This window comes from Psychrobacillus sp. FSL K6-2836 (assembly GCF_038003085.1).
Classification (GTDB): Bacteria; Bacillota; Bacilli; order Bacillales_A; family Planococcaceae; genus Psychrobacillus.
In genome coordinates, this window is the sequence record NZ_JBBOOM010000001.1 from 449,391 (window position 1) to 467,565 (window position 18,175).

Consider the following 18,175-nt stretch of genomic DNA (forward strand, 5'->3'; position numbering starts at 1 on the left):
CAGCACCCTGCTTAATATAAACACTATACAAAGTTTTATTAATGTACACAATTAATCAAGAGAATTATAAAATACTGCTTGATCCTTCAGAAATACTAAAATAAAGAAATTTCCTTATTTGAGTGTTATCATACAGGATTTTTACAATTTAAGGGAAATCCTGTTAAAGAAATACGCCAAAAAACTTTTCCTGACTAATCTAATAAATATGTCAATTTTTTAGCCTATTTTTTCTTTATACTTAATTCCCCTCTATTTTTATTATCCTATCCTATAGGGATATTTCAATAATAAAGAACGAATCCCTTCTTTAAGGATTCGTTCTTTATTATTTATTAAACTAACTCCAACTAAGCAACAGCTTCTCAATGGGGTGAGTGCTGATGTTGGTGCAAAATACAAGGGTGTAGTAGATTCACCACAAAAATAAATTCCCTGCTAAAAGTCAATTATAAAATGTTGATATTAAGAAGCGAGGTATTTACTTAGATTTCTCTTAGTATATTTCCCTTCTTTCTTTCTCACAATCAGAATGAGGGCTATTAATAATGCATAGTTTAAATCTTTGTGTAAATCCCTTAATTCATATAAATTTTCTAATTGAATAATTGTCTTTTCAATTATTTCTTCATCATTTATCTCATTAATGGTTTTTATATATTTTGCAGACGCCCGAAACTCGATTTCAAATTCCTCAACAGTATTTGTATCATCATTTTCTCGTATCTTTTTTTTAAGCTTGTGATACTGCTCTTCTTTCAAAATTTCCCCCTTTGATCCACTTTTTTGAAAGTTAATTATAATGTCAAATATAGTTTCTTGTATCACTGGGGGTTCTAATAGAAATTTAGCCCAAGTTATCAACTCCCGATCATTATCTGGGTTGCCTATACTTGAACTAATTATTTTTTGAAATGAATCACTATGCTTAACTTTTTCCTCTAGTAAGTCAAATCCATATAAATTCATCATCTCTATTGTATTTTTCCCTTTATCACTATCATTATGTACGGAATAAAATATTTCATTTAGATTAATATGATGTTTATAAATATCATAGTAAGGGTGTACTATTTTAAAAATCCCCCCACTATCAGGATACTCTTTCCAACTTTTATTTTTAAATTCTTCAATATATAAATCTTCTAACACATTTTTAGCTAATTTATTGTTATTACATCTATTACAAGCAATTACTAAATTCTTAGGTTGGAACGTAAAATGTTCATAGTCAGATTTATGTATTATATGGTCAATTTCATCCTTTTTTTTTCTATTTAGTCTTCGCATGCAATAAGGACAATAAATATTTTGTCTGAGTTTCCTATATAATTCTTTTTTAAATTTTTCTAATTGGGGATCCTTTTGATTCCACGAATAGTTTGCATTTATTAAAAGTTCAATCTCATTATCTTCAAACTCAGCATTTCTAAATATAATATCCATTAGCGCTTACCTCCAACAACTTTCAATATATTATCAATTATTGTCTTTAAAGGGTCTGAGTTATTTAAATCTGGATAGATTTTTTTTAGATTCTTAATTTTATTTAGAGTTACATCATTAATATTATTTAGAGAAATTGCTTTAATAACTTCTTCAACATCTGAAGCAATATAATAATTTCTACTGCTTGCTACACCGAAAACATTATAAAGTATATCTTCTGCTGACCAACTAAATGTATTAGATTCATAAGTATATGCACGGAATTTCTCTGTTTCTCTATTCATAACTATAATTGATGAATTTTCTTTTTTTAAATCTGATACCATAAAATGCGAATGCGTAGCTATAAGAAATTGACTGCTTGTAAAATTCGAAAATAACTTTTCTAATAATTTTAAGTATTTCATTTGCCAATTAGGATGTAAGCTAATTTCAGGCTCATCAATAATAATCAGAGAATTTTGTTCAATTTTCGAATAAATACTTAAAAACGAATATAACAATTGCTTTTCACCAGAACTAGCAACATCCATTCTCAAACCATTTTTATACTTATAAAATTTAACATTGGGGTTTGTTAATACTTTCATATAACTTAAAAGCCTCATAATTACATAAAATTCAGAAATTCCTTCGTGATTGAATGTATCATTTAGATCAATTTTATAAGTTAAATACTTATCATTGATAATATATTTATTGATGTAATCTGGTATCTTATAATGAATACCCTCTAAGTTCTCTAAATCAAAATGTAATTGAGATTTAATTCTTCTGTTAGAAGTTATATTTTCATATAGTTGTTTAAATTCCTCATTACTTGAAATTAGCAAAGCTAATTTTTTTTGAGACTTTATTTCAAAAATAATATCAAATTGCTCATCGAAGTATAAGAATCCAAATAACTCTTTTAGAAAATCTATAAATCCTGGATTTGTTAAACTAGTACTCAAAATTTCAGCTATGCTATTTTCAAAGTGTGATATATAACTAGCATTGGATGCAGTTCTAGTACCTAGATAAGAGTATCTTCCTGCTGAATTAAAATTAAATTTATCAGCAAAACTAAATGATTGCGCTATTAATTTTCTTGGTAATTCAATTTCTTCTAGGGATACTACTTTATTATCCTTAATAAAGAGATAATCTGATTTATTATCGATTTCATAGATATGTCCATTTAAATAATACTTTAAATTATATCTTTCACTATCTTTAGAGTTTCTAATTTTCTTTTTTTCTTGAAATTCATCTAATTCGGCAAATATCTTAATTAATTTGATAACTAACTCCGTTTTACCACTACCATTTTCTCCTATTATTAAGCCACAACTAAAAATATTACTATCAATTTTTTTATTTTCTCCAAAAATACTTACTTTTAAATCATTGCTCCCCATAAATTCATCAATAGAAAACTCTATAATTCTAAATCCACTCTTCATCCCCATGCACATCCTCAATATTTTTTAATTTAAGTTAAAAGGCTTTTGTATATAATGAATATTGCAGTATTTAATTAATACAATTTATCCCCATAGATCCTTATCAATATTATCTTAGTACAAATTCAATGTAGAATATATACTCAATTATATATACAACTTACTTTTTTCCATAAAAAGGTGTATTTAATATTGGTGCATAGACATACCTCACTTAACTACCATAGTTCCAGGTAATCCCGCACTTTGTATTACTCCAGTAGGGAGTGGCTTCAAATTTGCTATGCCAACTTCACCTAAGCTTCACACCCCATAATCTGTCTATTATTACGCAGTCAGTAGTATTAAAGGGATAGTTTTAAAATACGTGGTTTCACACATAGTGCTTATGACAAAACTTGTCGTGCTACTTTGCAAGTTAAATAACTTCAACAAAAAAGGACATTAATCCTTCTTGGATCAATACCCTCGTTAGTGGAATTCACAGATCACTTGCTCACCAAAATGCTCACAGAATTATTTTTTTCAGTTATTTTTATTTAACTCAGTTGATTTTGTGATTGATGAAAACCTTGATAAATCAACGTTTCTCATACTTAATTTACTGAGCTGAACTAGCTTAATTTGACCAAATGATTTCGACAAGGTGGGGGTCGCTGGTTCGAGACCAGTCGGGACCATCATTTGAATAAGTCTGTAAATGCTGATACATCAATGTTTACAGGCTTTTTCTTTTTCTGAGTTTTCTAAGCATATACTGCAAATTTTAAGGTTTGTCCGCAATTTGTAATAGAGCCCTCCTTCTTTCCTTTTCTTGTAAATGCTTAACCATAATTGCTAACACGAGGGCATTGTCCGCTGCAAGCAACCCTTCCAGGCCAATTAACAACAATAGTACCCAACCATAATCTAATACTATTTATTGAGATATCCAATTACATTCCTCCTGAAAATGCGAAAATCTGCTAATAAAAGAATAAATACTTAGGCGATATACAATTTTTAACTGAAGCTCTGTGTCTTTGTGAATCTACAGTTGAATGAACTCTCTATTTACCTGCTAATTTGAATAAAACCTCCCGACATTAATCGTTTTTCGATTACTCAGGAGGTTCTAATTTTATAGTTTAAACTTACTTACTAGTTCTTGTAGATTCATCGCCATTTCCGATAGGTTGTTAGATGCGGAAGAGATTTCTTCCATGGATGCTAATTGCTCTTCTGTAGACGCTGCTACTGATTGAGAATTCATGGATGACTCTCTTGACATAGAAGCGCTACTCGTTACATTGGCGGAAACCTCTTGTGCACTAGCAGACATTTGTTCAGCTGTCGCGGCCATATCATCAATTTGCATGCTCACTTTATCCAGGGAACCCAATATCACCTTAAAGCTTTCTTCCGTTTCCCCAACAATAGTAAGTCCTTCTTTAACATCTGATTTTACTTGATTTATAGAATCGTTCGAACGAGTCATATCCACTTGGATTTCGTTGATTAACTCTGAAATTTGCATAGAAGATTGTTGGGATTGCTCGGCTAACTTTCGAACTTCGTCGGCAACTACAGCAAATCCTTTTCCATGTTCTCCAGCTCTTGCAGCTTCGATTGCTGCATTTAATGCTAATAAGTTGGTTTGATTTGCGATTTCTGTAATTACTTTTGTGATTTCCCCGATTTCCTGTGAACGTTTATCTAAAGATTTAATTGCTTCGCTACTCTCGTTTACCGATTGATTGATCGCTTGAATTTGTTGAACAGTCTTTCCAACAAATTCCCCTCCCATTTTCGCTTGAGCACTTGCATGTAAGCCAGCTTCAGCGATGGTATTCGAACTATCTGCAATGTTTTGTATACCTAACGTTACTTCTTCTAAACCTGTTGAACTTTCTTCTAGGCTTGCTGTAGAAGTCTCTGCCCCCTCGGCTATGCCTTGAATGGCATTCGTAATTTCTTCTGTTGCTTGGCTGGTTTGTTCTGCACTTGCAGTTAGCTCTTCTGATGATGCTGCTACCTGTTGAGATGTATTCATAACGTCTTGCATCAGTTTGCGTAAACTTACAACCATCACATTCGTTGATTTTGCAAGTTCTCCTACTTCGTCCTTTCTATCAATATTCGTAGTTTGGCTTAAATCACCATTCGCAACCTGCCCTAATAAAGTAACGACCTTATTCAATGGTCTTGATATCAATTTTGCAATGAGGTAACCGGCAGCGATACTTAATACCATTGCGACTAAAATGACTATTATTGTGTTAGTTTGTGCTTGTTTAAACTGTGCATTTGACACTTCATTTGATTTTTGCGCAAGCTCAAGATTATGCTTAATAAGTTCATTTATTATAATTTCTACTTTATCTCCTGATTCATTGAATGCTGGGGCAAGACGTAAATACCCCTCTTGATCATCTGAATACGCAAATATTTTAGCCTGTTCCAATATAGAATAATATTCTTCTAAGGCAGGATACAATTCATCAATAATTTCTTGTTCTGATGCAAGCATAATAGTACCGGATTCATAATTCTTTACCTTGGTATCAATTTCAACTTTTATTGCGTTAATAGTATCTTCAAACTCTTTCTTTTTTGAAGATGTTTCTCCCAAAAATACCAAATCTCGAATATTTACACGAATTTGCTGGTATAAAGTCTCTACATTCCCTAATTCGCTTATCGGTATCATCCGTTCTTCAACTATAAATTGAAGTTGTTCATTTGATTTATTCAAATTAGTCAATCCGTAAAATCCTACAAAACCTAAAACAATACTCATTAATACAAATGCAGCGATTAACTTTACCGATGTTTTTAAATTTGACAATAGTTTCACGATGATTACCTCTATCCTCTTTTTTACTTCCTGTTATTCGTTACTTAGGACACTATTACATAAAATAAATTGAAGTACTTTAATATCATAAACACTTTAAAAAATTATATCATAAGTACTAATATTTTTTAACGAATTAGCAAGCTAAATTGTGTCTGTTTTATGAATATTTATCCTATCAGAATTACTATCTAACATTAATGATTAATTTCCTTTAATTATTAGAGTGTTTTGCGAAATATAAAAAAGCACTGCTAAAAGCAATGCTAATTTTGACTTTAATGTTGTGTTATTTGGATTAATATTTTTGTTGATATCTAGTGTTGTGTAACACTCAATTGAATAAGTTACCATACCCTACCACTTCTCCCCTTTGTTTAATTGGACATAAAGCAGCAAGATAAAATATTCCATTAATCATGCTCTCGTACGTAACAAGTTCTTCTCCCTCCTAAACTCTCTAATAGTATTTCGTTTTTTCCATTGCACTTTCAGTAGGAAGAAACTCGTGTAGTGCTTTTCCAACCACTTGATTAGGAATTAAACCTAGACGGTCCAATAAATCACCATCACAATTTATTCCAATTGCTGAAGAAACAGGCTTAATAGATGAAATCGGGAATTGGGTTATAAAAGAGGCTTTAAATCAGATCTCCAGATGGGAGGCAAAAGGCTATTCACTCGTTAAAGTGTCAGTGAACGTTTCTCCTCATCAGTTTCGATATACCAAATTGACTGAGTATATAGAAATGTGCATGAAGGCCACAAAGGTGGAACCTAAATATTTTGAGGTTGAAGTGACAGAAAGCGTTTTTGAGGATTTTGAAATAGTACATCCTATCCTCTCACAATTAAAAAAATGGGTATTGGCATTTCGATAGACGACTTTGGGACGGGTTACTCTTCTCTAAGTCTATTAACGAAACTACCCGTAGACACGTTGAAAATCGATCAGTCGTTTATTCGTGGCGGAATGCAAGACTCCAAGGATTTGGCTCTTGTTAAATCGATAATTTATATAGGAATAAATTTAAACCTAAACGTCGTTGCTGAAGGAATTGAAACGGACAAGCATGTAAATCTCCTTAAGAAGTTTGGATGTCCTAGCGGCCAAGGGTATCTGTTCAACCCACCTTTAACTGCTGATGAAATTGAAGAAACTTATCTAATCCAATCAGTCAAATAAGAAAAACTTTTATGGCCAACAAAAAAACATCTCAAAACAGCCACCTACCAAATTAACGGTTGGTGGTTTCTCTTTCATCTAGCATACGACAACTTTCTGCCAGCTCATCAAATATTCATTTGGTATATGTAGTAGTTGACTTAATTTATCCATACTTTTTCTCGAGGTATTTTCTTCATCATTGCCTCTATCAATTGTTTTACTTCTTCTTTTTGTTTATTATCCCATGTTTAACACCTCGACTCTATTTTCATACAAAAACATCCACATTCACCCAAATGTATTAAATACTATTTAGTCTCAAATTGTTCTTCTTTTTAGATCAATCCAGGTTATACTTCCACTTCTGTTTACACTTGTAAGTGTTGCGTTCTCATTCCATTCTTTTGCTCGCTAGAATCCAATGTTAATCGCCTCTTTTAGCGAAATTTCACCATCTGAAGCCATTGTTTCACGACCAATAAAATTTACAAAAACAACTAAAAAACAAGTAATTTTTTTTATGAAACTCAAAATTACCACCATCCCATAACTAAAGAACATTAATCCTATGATTAATGCGTTTATTTAGGATTAATTACGTTCAAAATATTCAAACCACATCAGATTTCCATCAGTAAAACTTAATTCAGCAGTTGATTATAATCGTACCCACTTCCCCATTTAGCTACTTTTTCATCTGAGGTTTTTTTGGAATATGGTAGATCTTTTATTGTAGTTTACTATCTGTATCGTCTCTTGCAAAGATACCTGTTTCTTATTTTAACTGACAAAAAAGGCAGCTCCCTCATGAGGGATAGCTACCTTCGTTTAAGATTATTATGAAAAGGTAGGAGCAGGGAATTCATCAATTCTCATACGAAGTAAACTGTATGGTTTTTCCCGCAGGTCTCTTCCATAATGAAATCTCGACTGCCGATGTAATTGATTCACTATGACATATAAGTATTGATCGGGGCCAATCGAAAAAGTATCCGGCCATAAAATTCTCGGGTCATGTGCGATGGTTTCCATTACGCCATTCGGCAATATCTTCCGGATACTGTTGTTTTCATAGTCTCCCGCATAAATGGTTCCTTTTGCGCCGGTGATCATTCCATCAGACGCGCCTTTTTCCCCCCAATACTGCACATATTGGGATAAATTAATGTCCTGTATCCTTCTGTCTCTTAGGGCTTCTGTTGAGATCGAGAACAGCTGACGGCTGGTTAGCGGAGCATAAAATAAAACGTTTCCATCAGGAGAAATTGCTAAACTATCGGAAGCCAATCTAAATGGGGAAGTCGAGCCGTCCGGGTTTCGATTCATCAAAATTTCACCTTCTACTTTCGGTAAAAAATAGGGATCAGGTGAAGTTGATATTGCCCCATTTAACCGTCTAAACGCGTTCCCATTTTCTAAATCTACGACGATAATGCCCCCTGGCCCTCTGGAAGAAGAATCCGTTATATATGCATAGCCTGCTCTTCCAACCCGAAAATCCAAACGGACATCATTCAAATAAGTTGTTGGCAAGACAACATCTTCTGTAAAGGTATATACTCTCCTTATTGTATTCGTGCTTAAATCAACAGCAACTAATTTTGCTCCCCCTTGAATAGGTTCAGAAAAATTTGGTGCCCCTGTGTCTAGTACCCAAAGTGTTCCTCTTCCATCGGCAACGATACTTTGGACACTGACGAAAGACATCGTAATATTTCCAGAATTAACCAAATTAGCTTCTAAACTGGGATAAGGCTGTAATTCACCCTCAACAATTTCCGCCACAGTAAATTGAACGTTGTCTCCCCATTTCGGAAAGCAAACAAAAATTCGACTAGTTTCTGAAACGCTGACACCTGTAGGCATAGCCCCATAAAAAGCATGCACTAGTTCAAACTGCCCGAAATATTTTTCCATAGGTAATATAGGTTGCATGATATCCTCCTCATCAAATTCGAACGAATATCACCTATATATGTTGAAAAAATTTTTTAATGCCTGGTTCTTGATAATTTTTTTATCGTGATTGGATGGGACAATCCATGTATAATTAACATATGAATCACTTGCACTGATTAAATAATATTTCATCATGTGCATTTTTCTATATAAAGGAATACAATTATTAGTCTCTCCAAAATCTAAAAAAGCACCTCATAAGAGATGCTCGAAAACTAACCCGGTATTTAAGGTTTTAGTACAACTTTTATACAGTCTTCCATTTTAGTGTCAAATATTTCATAGCCATGCTTAGCCTGATCTAAAGGAAGAACATGAGTGACAATATCACTTGGATCAACTTTACCTTGGGCAATTAAATTATATATATGCGGCATGTAGTGAATAACTGGAGCTTGACCTGTCCTAATATTCACATTTCGTTGAAAGATGTCACCTAATGGGAATGCATTATAACGTGCCCCGTAAACTCCTGTAATTTGAATTGTTCCACCTTTGCGAACAGCTTGACTTGCAATTACTAGAGCTCCCATTGCTCCTCCTTGTAATTTCAGGCCAGATGCAAGAAATTCCAGTGGAGTCATTTTTCCACTCATTCCTACGCAGTCAATGACTACATCTGCTCCACCCTTTGTTATTTCTTTTAAATATTCACCACAATTTTCATGATCTTCAAAGTTAACTATCTCCACGTTATTCGTACGTTTTGCATGTTTTAAACGATAACCAACGTAATCAACTGCAATAACTCTTTTTGCCCCTTTTAACCATGCGAATTTTTGTGCTAACAGACCAACTGGACCGCATCCTAAAACTACGACCGTATCCCCTGCTTTCACTCCCGCATTGTCTACACTCCAAAATGCTGTAGATGCAGCATCTGCAAGTAACACTAAACTTTCATCCGCAACTTCACTGTTTTCTGGAATCTTAAAAGGTGTAAAATTAGCATATGGAACTCGCATAAATTCCGCCTGACCACCTGGGAACCCTCCCGTCGTGTCTGAGTAGCCAAAATATGCGCCCATTTCTCCATTTTCATTCGCATTGTCGCATTGACTTTCTAATTCATGATTACAGTACCAACATTGTCCACATGCTATATTAAATGGGATGATAACGCGGTCCCCTTTTTTAACTTTCGTTACTTCCTTACCAACTTCTTCTACAATTCCCATAGGTTCATGTCCAATAACATAATCCTCTCCAAGGTTTGGGATCATCCCATGAATTAAGTGTAAGTCTGATCCGCAAATAGCAGTAGTAGTCAGTTTAACTATGATATCATCCGCTTTTTGAATGCTTGGGTCTTTTACGTTTTTTACTTGAACATTCTTAACACCTTGAAAAGTCACAGCTTTCATTAATTAAATCTCCTTTTATATTCATTATTTCTTCGGTGGGCTTGGAAACATTCCTTTCCGATTTGTAACGCCCGGAAAGAGATTTAAATTAGCTATATCGACTGCATTTTGAGCGGATTTAATATCCAATTGTTTTTGTAGTTCCAAATCATATGGGTTTAACCATTGTTTTTTCATCATGAGATCTGCTATTTCGAAATATAAGGCAATGGTTACATCAAGTTGTTCCTGTAATAACTTTCTAATTGTAGGTGTTGCTGTTTCTGTCAATGCAATTGAAAGATTTCTAACCCCAGTTTTTGTTGATAACAAAAATTCAAGGGCAATACCTGAATCAGTAAGTTCAGGCATTCCAACAGAATTTATAGGATCTAAATAATCATTCATACGAACCGACCTCCGATTATTTTAACTCAGCATTTGAATAAAGTTTTATCATTGCAGTTAAAGCTGGTATAGATTGTTTTACATCCTTCTCCATTAGTGCTTTTAGATCTTGGTCAAAAACGATACCTTGCATCATTTTAGATTTAAGTAAACATACTGTCTTAAAATTTATTACTTCATGAAATTCCAAAGTTTCATGAAGTGCTAATTTTTTTTCAAACATTGCTGCACCTCCGAATCTTTTCATCCATTGAAGATTACCCCAAAAATGAAGATTATATTCAGAATAATTGAGGTCATTTAACGGGTATATGGTTTAATCTTCATGATAAATCTCCCATTTGACTTTTTAATCATGACTAATTTTTTTCCAATTTGTATAAAAGTCTATCATGAACAAAAATAATTAACATTGTATATGAAAATAAAAAAAAGCCCCACTCAATATGAGCAGGGCTAGATAATACTACTTTGTTTCATCGATTAGATATGTGGTCCATCCATACTTATACTTTAATTTCGCTTCAGCTTCCTCTGCATCTTCTTTTGTGGTGAATGTGCCTGTGTAAATCCGATAGTTAGGATTATACGATGTAGTATCTGCTGCCTCATATATTAACATACCAAAATCCTGTTTAACCTTTTCAATGGCATCTGCAAAAGCTCGAGCATTCGGAAATGTGCCTGTTTTAATACGGAAAAGACCTTTCGTTACAGTCACTGGTTTTACCTCCTTTTTAGGCTCTAACAATGTACTTAAACGTTTACGGACACTATCCATATTAATACCAGGACAAGTTGTTGCAGTCCCTTTAAATTCATTGTGTCCAAGTACATCCTCCACACCTAAACCAAAGTTCGTCATTGCTAATAGGCATCGTTCTTCAAATGCTCTTTCTTGTGCTGCAGTAAATGCCCCATTTCCAACTACGCAAATATGATCTGTGTTTGTGTTATGGTTACCGATGCCGTTAGTAGGATAAATAGGATCATAACAAAGTTGAACTGTACCATCCAGTAAAATGATTTCAGCATATCCTCCCTTTGTCCATCCTTTGCTTTTCCAATGGTTCCAGAAAGTAAAATAGTCACCACTCGTTGTTGCTGAATGGTGACGGGCTATTTTTGTTATTTGCGAGATTTTTCGTTTCGTTTTAGAAGGAGCTACTTTATTTCGTATATCTTGGATTATAACCATTACTTAGCACCTTCACTTCTATTATTGCCGAGTTCGTATAGACCTGTGGAAGAAAGTCCGGCTAAAAATCCAGACCATAATCTTAGAGTTAAGTCTAAATCGGTAAAAGGATGTCCTCCAAAGCCAATAAAAATACCCACCGCTAATGCGATGAGTGGGATGAAGTTCTTATTGAGTGATTCTGATGCCGATCTTTTAATTAACTCCACTACCGCCAAAACAATCGGTACAATTACTGTTGCGAATAATAATACTTATGTCATTTAAACTCCTCCTAATTTTTTAGTATTTCAAGTAATGCTGCAATTCCTGCTAATATTCCGCCGGAACCACCTAACACACCAATCAATCCAAGTATTATTTTCGCTCTTGTACTCAATTGTTTTAAAGTAACTTTTTCTTTCATCACAAGTTTTTTGTCATCTGTGCCAAAGTAATGATCAACAAATCGCCCTAATAATTCTCTTGTTTGCTGTCCATCTTTCATAACTGTTAATTCTAAACTAGATTGAGATAAAGCTATCTTGCCCATTTCCTTTGCAAGTACTTCCTGTTCTTTTTTTATCTCTTTTAATTGTGGAAGAATGTCTTGGTGTATTAATGTTTCATGTTCTCCGCTGGTTCGAGACCAGTCGGGACCATAGCTTCAAAAGCCTTTAACCTAAATGGTTTCTGGCTTTTTTTAATTCAATTTATTACCTATAAAACAAGTAGAAATCCTTCTTGCGTGACCGATGTGTGACGAATTTATTAAAAACGTGTTTTAGGGACTTTTATCAATAGACATTTTTATAAAATTAAAACTGCTAATAGGATTACAGATAATAAAATAAATAAACCACCTTCCATTAATCTGGTTGGTGGTCTTTAGCCTCTTCAGCTTTATTCGTTATTCACATAAATTTCTAAGTTCTATTAATTGTTCTTTACCCATTCTCGACATTTCATCTAGTGCGCCAAGTATTAACTCCGGATCGTACCTATCAAGCATTTCGTTAAATAGTTCTTCCGTTTTATCCATCATTTCACAAACTTAATCCATTATCGTTACATCTACTATCTCATCTAATTTTAATTGTATCAAAGAAAATGGATCATCCAGTTCCAATATTCTTTTTTGGATATCGACACTTTCTATTGTTCCTCTTCTATAAATAAATTCACCGTCCCTCCACAATTTCACCTTAGTGTCCGCCTTGCTTTTTAAGGCTGCATCTAAAGTATGTTGGATGGCATCATAGTCCCATTCGTCTAGTTGTGGTTTAGGAGTCCTTTTTATTTCCTGGTTATATTCTTTCAACATCGTCACATGCTCAGTTAACATCATGCCTTGCCATTTCATCATGCCTCGATCTTTGATCAAACTCACCACTCTTATTCTTTATGTCCACCAACCATTTTAGATCGTTTTACCGCAGTACCTGCTGGGGTATAAGAAACCGCTCTTAATAGTGCTGCTGATCCGTATCGATTCCGAATATTGTCCATAGCAGTAGCTAATTTTCGTATTTTCCAATTCTCCTTTTCGAAAAAGTTAAGCTGCATTGAATGTTCATCTTCTAATTTTGTTATGGAGATTGATATATGTCTTACGGGATTTTTATTATAATTTTCATTTAATAAATCCAAACAAACCTTATATATTTTCATGGTATCGTTCGTAGCATCATGGATAGTTCTAGATCGTTGAAATCCACCGCCAAATGCATTTTTACTATAACCAATTCCTAATGAAATAGTTCTAGCGGCTTGGAAAGTATCTCTAGCACGTTTTGCCACGTCTTCGCACATTTCAAGAATAACTGCTTTTACTTCTTCAATTTTAATGTAGTCTCGCATGAGGATTTGACTTTTGCCAAAACTGACTTGTCTTTCTACTGAAGGTGAGCTCATATCCGATAAATCAATTCCGTGTGCATGATGATATAATTGATTTCCCATAACACCAAATTTATCTTCCAATAGCTCTAAAGGTGTTTTAGCTAATTGACCTATGCTAAAAATCCCCATATTATTTAATGTCTTTTCAGTCCCTCTACCAATTCCCCACATTTCGGTTAATGGAGTAACTGACCATAGTTTTGTTTGCACATCATCGTATGTCCATTTGGCAAATCCAGTTTTTTTCGCATCTAAATCTAATGCAAGTTTTGCCATTAACATGTTTGGACCCATTCCAGCGGATGAATGTAATTGCAAGGTCTCTAATATTTCCTTTTGTATTTCTTTGACCGTGTTCTCTGGAGAACCCCAAAGTTTTTCAGTTCCAGTTAAATCGATAAAACTTTCATCCACACTGTATACGTGAACAGCTTCCGGTGGAACATATTTGTGGAGGATGTTTGTAACTGCCATACTCATTTCAAGGAAATACTGCATTTTCGGTTCAAATAATCGTATATCCGGATGACTAGGTATTTCATGTAATCTTGTGGATGCCGTTTTGACACCAAATCGTTTCTTCATAGGCGGAGATGCTGCCAATACAACAGCGCCTTTTTGTTCAAAATTCCCAACAATAGCTATTGGCACTGTTCTTACATCCAAATCGTGAAGGACGGCTATACAAGAGGCATAAAAACTCATCATATCGATACAGGCTATAGAGCGATTAGGTAGTTCGCTATAATTGATCATGTGATTATTTGTAAAGTTCTAGGGGATGAGTTAATGAAATCAATATATCCTTTTTCTCTCATGACATCTAAATGTCTATGTATAGTAGAAGATGATTTAAGTCCAGCAGCTTTGCCGACCTCTCTCATTGATGGAGAATATTTATTCTCGGCTAAAAAATGTTCAATGTACTCATATATTTCTTTTTGAAGACTATTCAAACTACCTCACGCTCCTTGTGGATGATGGGAACAAATGCGAGTACATTATCAATTATAAAAGTCCTTTTGGTATTTCGTAAAAAACAATATGCTTTAAACGTATTGCCTTCCACAGACAACACCTTTACTTTTCGCTTACTGATTTCACCATTATTTTTCATGTAAATCATTTCAATTATTTGATTGAGTTGCATGGACTTCAAAATATTTATACGCACATCTGTTCCCCCCTTCTTTTGATTAGCATACGAACAATCGTTCTATTTTACAACTAGAAATTTTTGGGCAAATAAAAAAAGCCGACTCATAAAGAATCGACTTTCAACTTTCAATTATATATATCTTCAACTACTTTAACATCAGAGCCAGAAATAAATTCTTTTATAGTATATCCAGCATATTCACCTTCACCAGAATGATATAATTCACCATGTAGCTTACCATTAACAATTGTGTATTTCTGAAAAGCAGCAAAGTAACCAACATCTTCACTAAAGTCTTTTAGAAGCATGCCTTTCGTTCTTAAAGGTACATTCTGTCTGTGTAATATTCCTTTTTCACTTGTTACAATCCAAACAGGGTCTTTAAAGAATGATACTCTCAAGTTCATTGGTACATCTTTAAATACTACTAAGTTTGTTGATTGTACTCGATAGCCACCACACATCCAGTAATAAACTTTACCATCATAATTTTCAACATCATAAACTCGTAAATAATTACCTTTCCTTACTACCATCGATACAAATTTACCAGAACTATCTTTCTTATAAACTTTAACATCTTTCGTAAATGTCATTTTACCAGATTGATCCTTTACAACTTCGGCTCCATCCCAGATCACTTTTTCTTCTGCTTTTGCTGACGTTTCAACTGAGAAGAAACTTACTCCTATTAATAGTATAGCCATGAACCATTTTTTCATTTTTATCCAATTCCTTCCCGTTTCTTTTTCAACTAATATATCATACTTAGATTTGTATCAAACCAATAAAGTTAATTAACTGGCTTATTCTACGTTATTTGAGCAAGATTATTATATTGTACGGAAAAGGTAAATTAAAAAAGCCCCACTCGTTATGAGCAGGGCTTGATAAAATTTATTTAGTTTCATCAATCAAATACGTTGTCCATCCATACTTAGCTTTAATTTTAGCATCCACATCTTGTGCAGCTTCTTTGGTAGTAAATGTTCCAGTGTAAATGACTTTTCTCCGTGCACTACTCACCATTTCTTTGTGTGTATATTACCTAGTGTCATTCGAAAACAACTTTAAGACCAATTGATACTGAATTACTTGAAACACTGCATTCCATGAATAATTCTGAGCTAAACACTGTTATAGGAAGTATTTACACTAGTCGAATCGACACTTATGAGAAATACTTTTTTAAAGAAAAATATAGTATGTCCTTTCATATACCTAGCAGCTCTTTGATATAGCAATTAATAATAATGACGAAAAAAACGCTGAATATTAACTTCAGCGTTTCTTGTATTAACTTTTTCAATTCAGGATACTAACCAAAGGAAAAAATTTCAAAGTTTGCATTTAGTAACTAACCAAAAGTTAATCTTCTGATTCCTGGAGCGCTTGCTTAGCTAAAGGCAACAGTTCATCCAGTTCAGACTTCGTAAATAATTCCTGGTTTTCTGGAACTTTTAAGAGTAGTTCTGGAGATTTTTGTACAAAAGCCCTATTTATTTCTGCCTCTTCATCCACACCTGTAGGCCATTGTCCTGTTTCTGCGTAAATCATTACTTCATGAGCGTCTTGATCTGATTTAAACGCTTTGTCCATATTTTGTTTAGAAATAGGATAAAAAGATGGCTCATTATATGGCCCCTGCGCCCAAGATATTTGATATTCTCCATCTTTCTCTATAATTGCAAAGCCATTTCCACGATGTATTTTTTCCATTCTTTCTACCTCCATTGGTTTAATATATATCAGAAACGGTATATTTACTAGATTTTATCTGGTCTATGACTGCTTCTGGAATCCCACCTTGCGTATAACCTCCTGGTTCCCAAAAACCATGCCAAGCTCCTGTTTCGTTGCCGGATGGTACTCTAATATTTTCAACTTCACTAATCTTTAACATTATGGGTTTTTCTCCTAAAACCTTTTTCCAATCCCAATAATTCTTCTAGAACTCTAGGATTCCCATTAGAAGCTTCTACAGCTTTATCCACAACGTTTTTGGGAAGTACATATGTACCTGTTTTAGGATCGCCTATATTGCTACCATACAGTTTGGTTGCTTGCTCGTATGATTCACTGCTTTGAATTTTGACAGCTCCTTCATCAAATAAAGCTAGATGCGATGATATTTCTTTCTTTGTCATATACACTTGGGGAAGAGGTCTGTTTCCTTTTGTTGTACTGATTGTTCCATCCGTAACTTCTTTTGATAATTTCGCATGTGGTAAGCTATTTATTTCATTTAAGAAATCCTCAACAGAATATACATTAGTCTTACCATTACCCGTACCCTTAGCCTCCACATTCTTTATACCCGTATTAACTTCAGCATCTCCACTTTTGATGGTTGTAGGGATATCCGTTTTAGCAGATGGCAAATTAAACATAAGGGTATATGGCGTATTCAATTGGGAATGAGTTTTATATAAGGTATCTAGTTGATATTGAGTTCTGCTCAGTGGACTGTTGACGACATCTTGATAAATTGGTGAATAGATGGACTCCACCTTCTCCGTACTCAAAACATTTCTTGATGAATATAAATCGCTTCCTTTAATTACGAATTTTCCACCCGTACTTACCCAGCCAGCAACGGGAATCATCGCGGAAAAAGATAGTCCCGCATTTAACATATCCCCTCATGCCGAATAGATAACCCCATTTAAGCCATCCGCTAATTCACCAAAAACAGGTATAAGGCCTGCTATATCTAATCCAAACTGAAAAGAATCTAGTAATTCGTTTTCTTTCGGTTTGTCTACTGTAACGGCCTCTTCTTTATATTCAACTTTGGAAACAACTTCGTAGAAAACAGATTGATTTACTACGTACTCTTTAACGAGTAAACCATTATCATATTCATGATATTTTATATTTTCCGCTACGTTTTCTTCAATCGTCTTAACTTTCTTTCCTTCCAAGGTTTGAAAAGTCGCTGCTGTAATCATCGTACCGATTAGCTGTTCATGTTCTCTTACCCATAAGTAATTTGGATCTAAGAATACTTTTGGGAACAGTTCTGTTCTAATGTCACTTCTATACGTAAGGACATCCCACTGACTAGGCAAGAAATTTATATCCTTGACCCCTGCTTGGAATAATCCTTCCATATCCGTCAACCACGTGTCCATCGTCTGCAGGCCTTGTTCAATTGGATTCAGTGTATATGTCTGGATAGCATCAAATTCATAAAGTTGCATTAAGGTATCATCACGTTTTCAGCTACAGATAAGAATATCATGCCTTACATGGTCCACTTTTCGGTATATAAGTCCAGCAACAGTAAATGAACATAAATAAATTAATTTTCCACTTAATCACTATCA

At 34.0% G+C, this 18,175-nt stretch carries 20 protein-coding genes and 3 pseudogenes; 1 reads left to right on the forward strand and 22 read right to left on the reverse strand.

Translation table 11 applies throughout. The features are described 5' to 3' along the window. Nucleotides 1-465: 465 nt before the first annotated feature. From MKY37_RS02270 to MKY37_RS02285, 4 genes and pseudogenes are all read right to left on the reverse strand, one after another. Entirely contained in the window at nt 466-1,446 is a 981-nt protein-coding gene (locus MKY37_RS02270; RefSeq protein ID WP_340773364.1) for an HNH endonuclease, read from the reverse strand. Continuing rightward, nucleotides 1,446-2,894, reverse strand: a complete 1,449-nt coding sequence (locus tag MKY37_RS02275) for an AAA family ATPase (RefSeq protein ID WP_340773365.1) — start codon at nt 2,892-2,894, stop codon at nt 1,446-1,448. Before MKY37_RS02275 ends, MKY37_RS02270 begins: the two co-directional genes overlap by 1 nt. A 790-nt stretch (nt 2,895-3,684) precedes the next feature. After that, nucleotides 3,685-3,813, reverse strand: a pseudogene (locus MKY37_RS02280) (TerC family protein); the annotation flags it as partial. Nucleotides 3,814-4,014: 201 nt separating this feature from the next. Next, a complete protein-coding gene (locus MKY37_RS02285; RefSeq protein ID WP_340773366.1) occupies nt 4,015-5,730 on the reverse strand; it encodes a methyl-accepting chemotaxis protein in 1,716 nt (571 codons plus the stop codon). A gap of 614 nt (nt 5,731-6,344) precedes the next feature. On the opposite strand from MKY37_RS02285, the pseudogene MKY37_RS02290 reads away from it, so the two are divergent. After that, a pseudogene (locus MKY37_RS02290) lies at nt 6,345-6,916 on the forward strand (EAL domain-containing protein). Nucleotides 6,917-7,735: 819 nt separating this feature from the next. On the opposite strand, the gene MKY37_RS02295 reads toward MKY37_RS02290, so the two are convergent. From MKY37_RS02295 to MKY37_RS02380, 18 genes and pseudogenes are all read right to left on the reverse strand, one after another. Beyond that, the gene (locus tag MKY37_RS02295) at nt 7,736-8,833 is read right to left on the reverse strand and encodes an L-dopachrome tautomerase-related protein (protein WP_340773367.1); all 1,098 of its coding nucleotides are present in this window, start codon (nt 8,831-8,833) and stop codon (nt 7,736-7,738) included. Nucleotides 8,834-9,084: 251 nt separating this feature from the next. After that, on the reverse strand, nt 9,085-10,221 hold the full coding sequence (locus tag MKY37_RS02300; RefSeq protein WP_340773368.1) for a zinc-dependent alcohol dehydrogenase: 1,137 nt from the start codon (nt 10,219-10,221) through the stop codon (nt 9,085-9,087). Nucleotides 10,222-10,245: 24 nt separating this feature from the next. Further along, a complete protein-coding gene (locus MKY37_RS02305; protein ID WP_211894093.1) occupies nt 10,246-10,608 on the reverse strand; it encodes a spore coat protein in 363 nt (120 codons plus the stop codon). A gap of 16 nt (nt 10,609-10,624) precedes the next feature. Further along, nucleotides 10,625-10,831, reverse strand: coding sequence for a spore coat protein (locus MKY37_RS02310; RefSeq protein WP_090570990.1), 207 nt, complete (start codon nt 10,829-10,831; stop codon nt 10,625-10,627). Nucleotides 10,832-11,074: 243 nt separating this feature from the next. Beyond that, entirely contained in the window at nt 11,075-11,806 is a 732-nt protein-coding gene (locus MKY37_RS02315; protein ID WP_340773369.1) for an N-acetylmuramoyl-L-alanine amidase, read from the reverse strand. Then, nucleotides 11,806-12,045 (reverse strand): annotated as a pseudogene (locus MKY37_RS02320) (holin); the annotation flags it as partial. The pseudogene MKY37_RS02320 and the gene MKY37_RS02315, both read right to left, overlap by 1 nt. 35 nt (nt 12,046-12,080) lie before the next feature. After that, nucleotides 12,081-12,338 (reverse strand): hypothetical protein, encoded by a 258-nt coding sequence (locus tag MKY37_RS02325; protein ID WP_340773371.1) that lies wholly within the window; start codon nt 12,336-12,338, stop codon nt 12,081-12,083. A 357-nt stretch (nt 12,339-12,695) separates the two neighbouring features. Further along, the gene (locus MKY37_RS02330; protein WP_340773372.1) at nt 12,696-12,827 is read right to left on the reverse strand and encodes a hypothetical protein; all 132 of its coding nucleotides are present in this window, start codon (nt 12,825-12,827) and stop codon (nt 12,696-12,698) included. Between the two features lie 12 nt (nt 12,828-12,839). Continuing rightward, nucleotides 12,840-13,169 (reverse strand): YolD-like family protein, encoded by a 330-nt coding sequence (locus MKY37_RS02335; RefSeq protein ID WP_340773373.1) that lies wholly within the window; start codon nt 13,167-13,169, stop codon nt 12,840-12,842. Nucleotides 13,170-13,180: 11 nt separating this feature from the next. Then, on the reverse strand, nt 13,181-14,443 hold the full coding sequence (locus tag MKY37_RS02340) for a Y-family DNA polymerase (protein WP_340773374.1): 1,263 nt from the start codon (nt 14,441-14,443) through the stop codon (nt 13,181-13,183). Beyond that, the gene (locus MKY37_RS02345) at nt 14,440-14,643 is read right to left on the reverse strand and encodes a LexA family protein (RefSeq protein WP_340773375.1); all 204 of its coding nucleotides are present in this window, start codon (nt 14,641-14,643) and stop codon (nt 14,440-14,442) included. Before MKY37_RS02345 ends, MKY37_RS02340 begins: the two co-directional genes overlap by 4 nt. Then, on the reverse strand, nt 14,640-14,861 hold the full coding sequence (locus tag MKY37_RS02350; protein ID WP_340773376.1) for a transcriptional regulator: 222 nt from the start codon (nt 14,859-14,861) through the stop codon (nt 14,640-14,642). Before MKY37_RS02350 ends, MKY37_RS02345 begins: the two co-directional genes overlap by 4 nt. A gap of 110 nt (nt 14,862-14,971) precedes the next feature. Continuing rightward, nucleotides 14,972-15,568 (reverse strand): hypothetical protein, encoded by a 597-nt coding sequence (locus MKY37_RS02355; protein WP_340773377.1) that lies wholly within the window; start codon nt 15,566-15,568, stop codon nt 14,972-14,974. A 175-nt stretch (nt 15,569-15,743) separates the two neighbouring features. After that, entirely contained in the window at nt 15,744-15,875 is a 132-nt protein-coding gene (locus MKY37_RS02360) for a hypothetical protein (protein WP_340773379.1), read from the reverse strand. 339 nt (nt 15,876-16,214) lie between these two features. After that, on the reverse strand, nt 16,215-16,565 hold the full coding sequence (locus MKY37_RS02365) for a hypothetical protein (RefSeq protein WP_340773380.1): 351 nt from the start codon (nt 16,563-16,565) through the stop codon (nt 16,215-16,217). 19 nt (nt 16,566-16,584) lie between these two features. Further along, on the reverse strand, nt 16,585-16,749 hold the full coding sequence (locus tag MKY37_RS02370) for a hypothetical protein (protein WP_340773381.1): 165 nt from the start codon (nt 16,747-16,749) through the stop codon (nt 16,585-16,587). Further along, a complete protein-coding gene (locus MKY37_RS02375) occupies nt 16,736-17,482 on the reverse strand; it encodes a hypothetical protein (protein WP_340773382.1) in 747 nt (248 codons plus the stop codon). Before MKY37_RS02375 ends, MKY37_RS02370 begins: the two co-directional genes overlap by 14 nt. Nucleotides 17,483-17,488: 6 nt before the next feature. After that, the gene (locus MKY37_RS02380; protein ID WP_340773383.1) at nt 17,489-18,049 is read right to left on the reverse strand and encodes a hypothetical protein; all 561 of its coding nucleotides are present in this window, start codon (nt 18,047-18,049) and stop codon (nt 17,489-17,491) included. Nucleotides 18,050-18,175 lie beyond the last annotated feature (126 nt).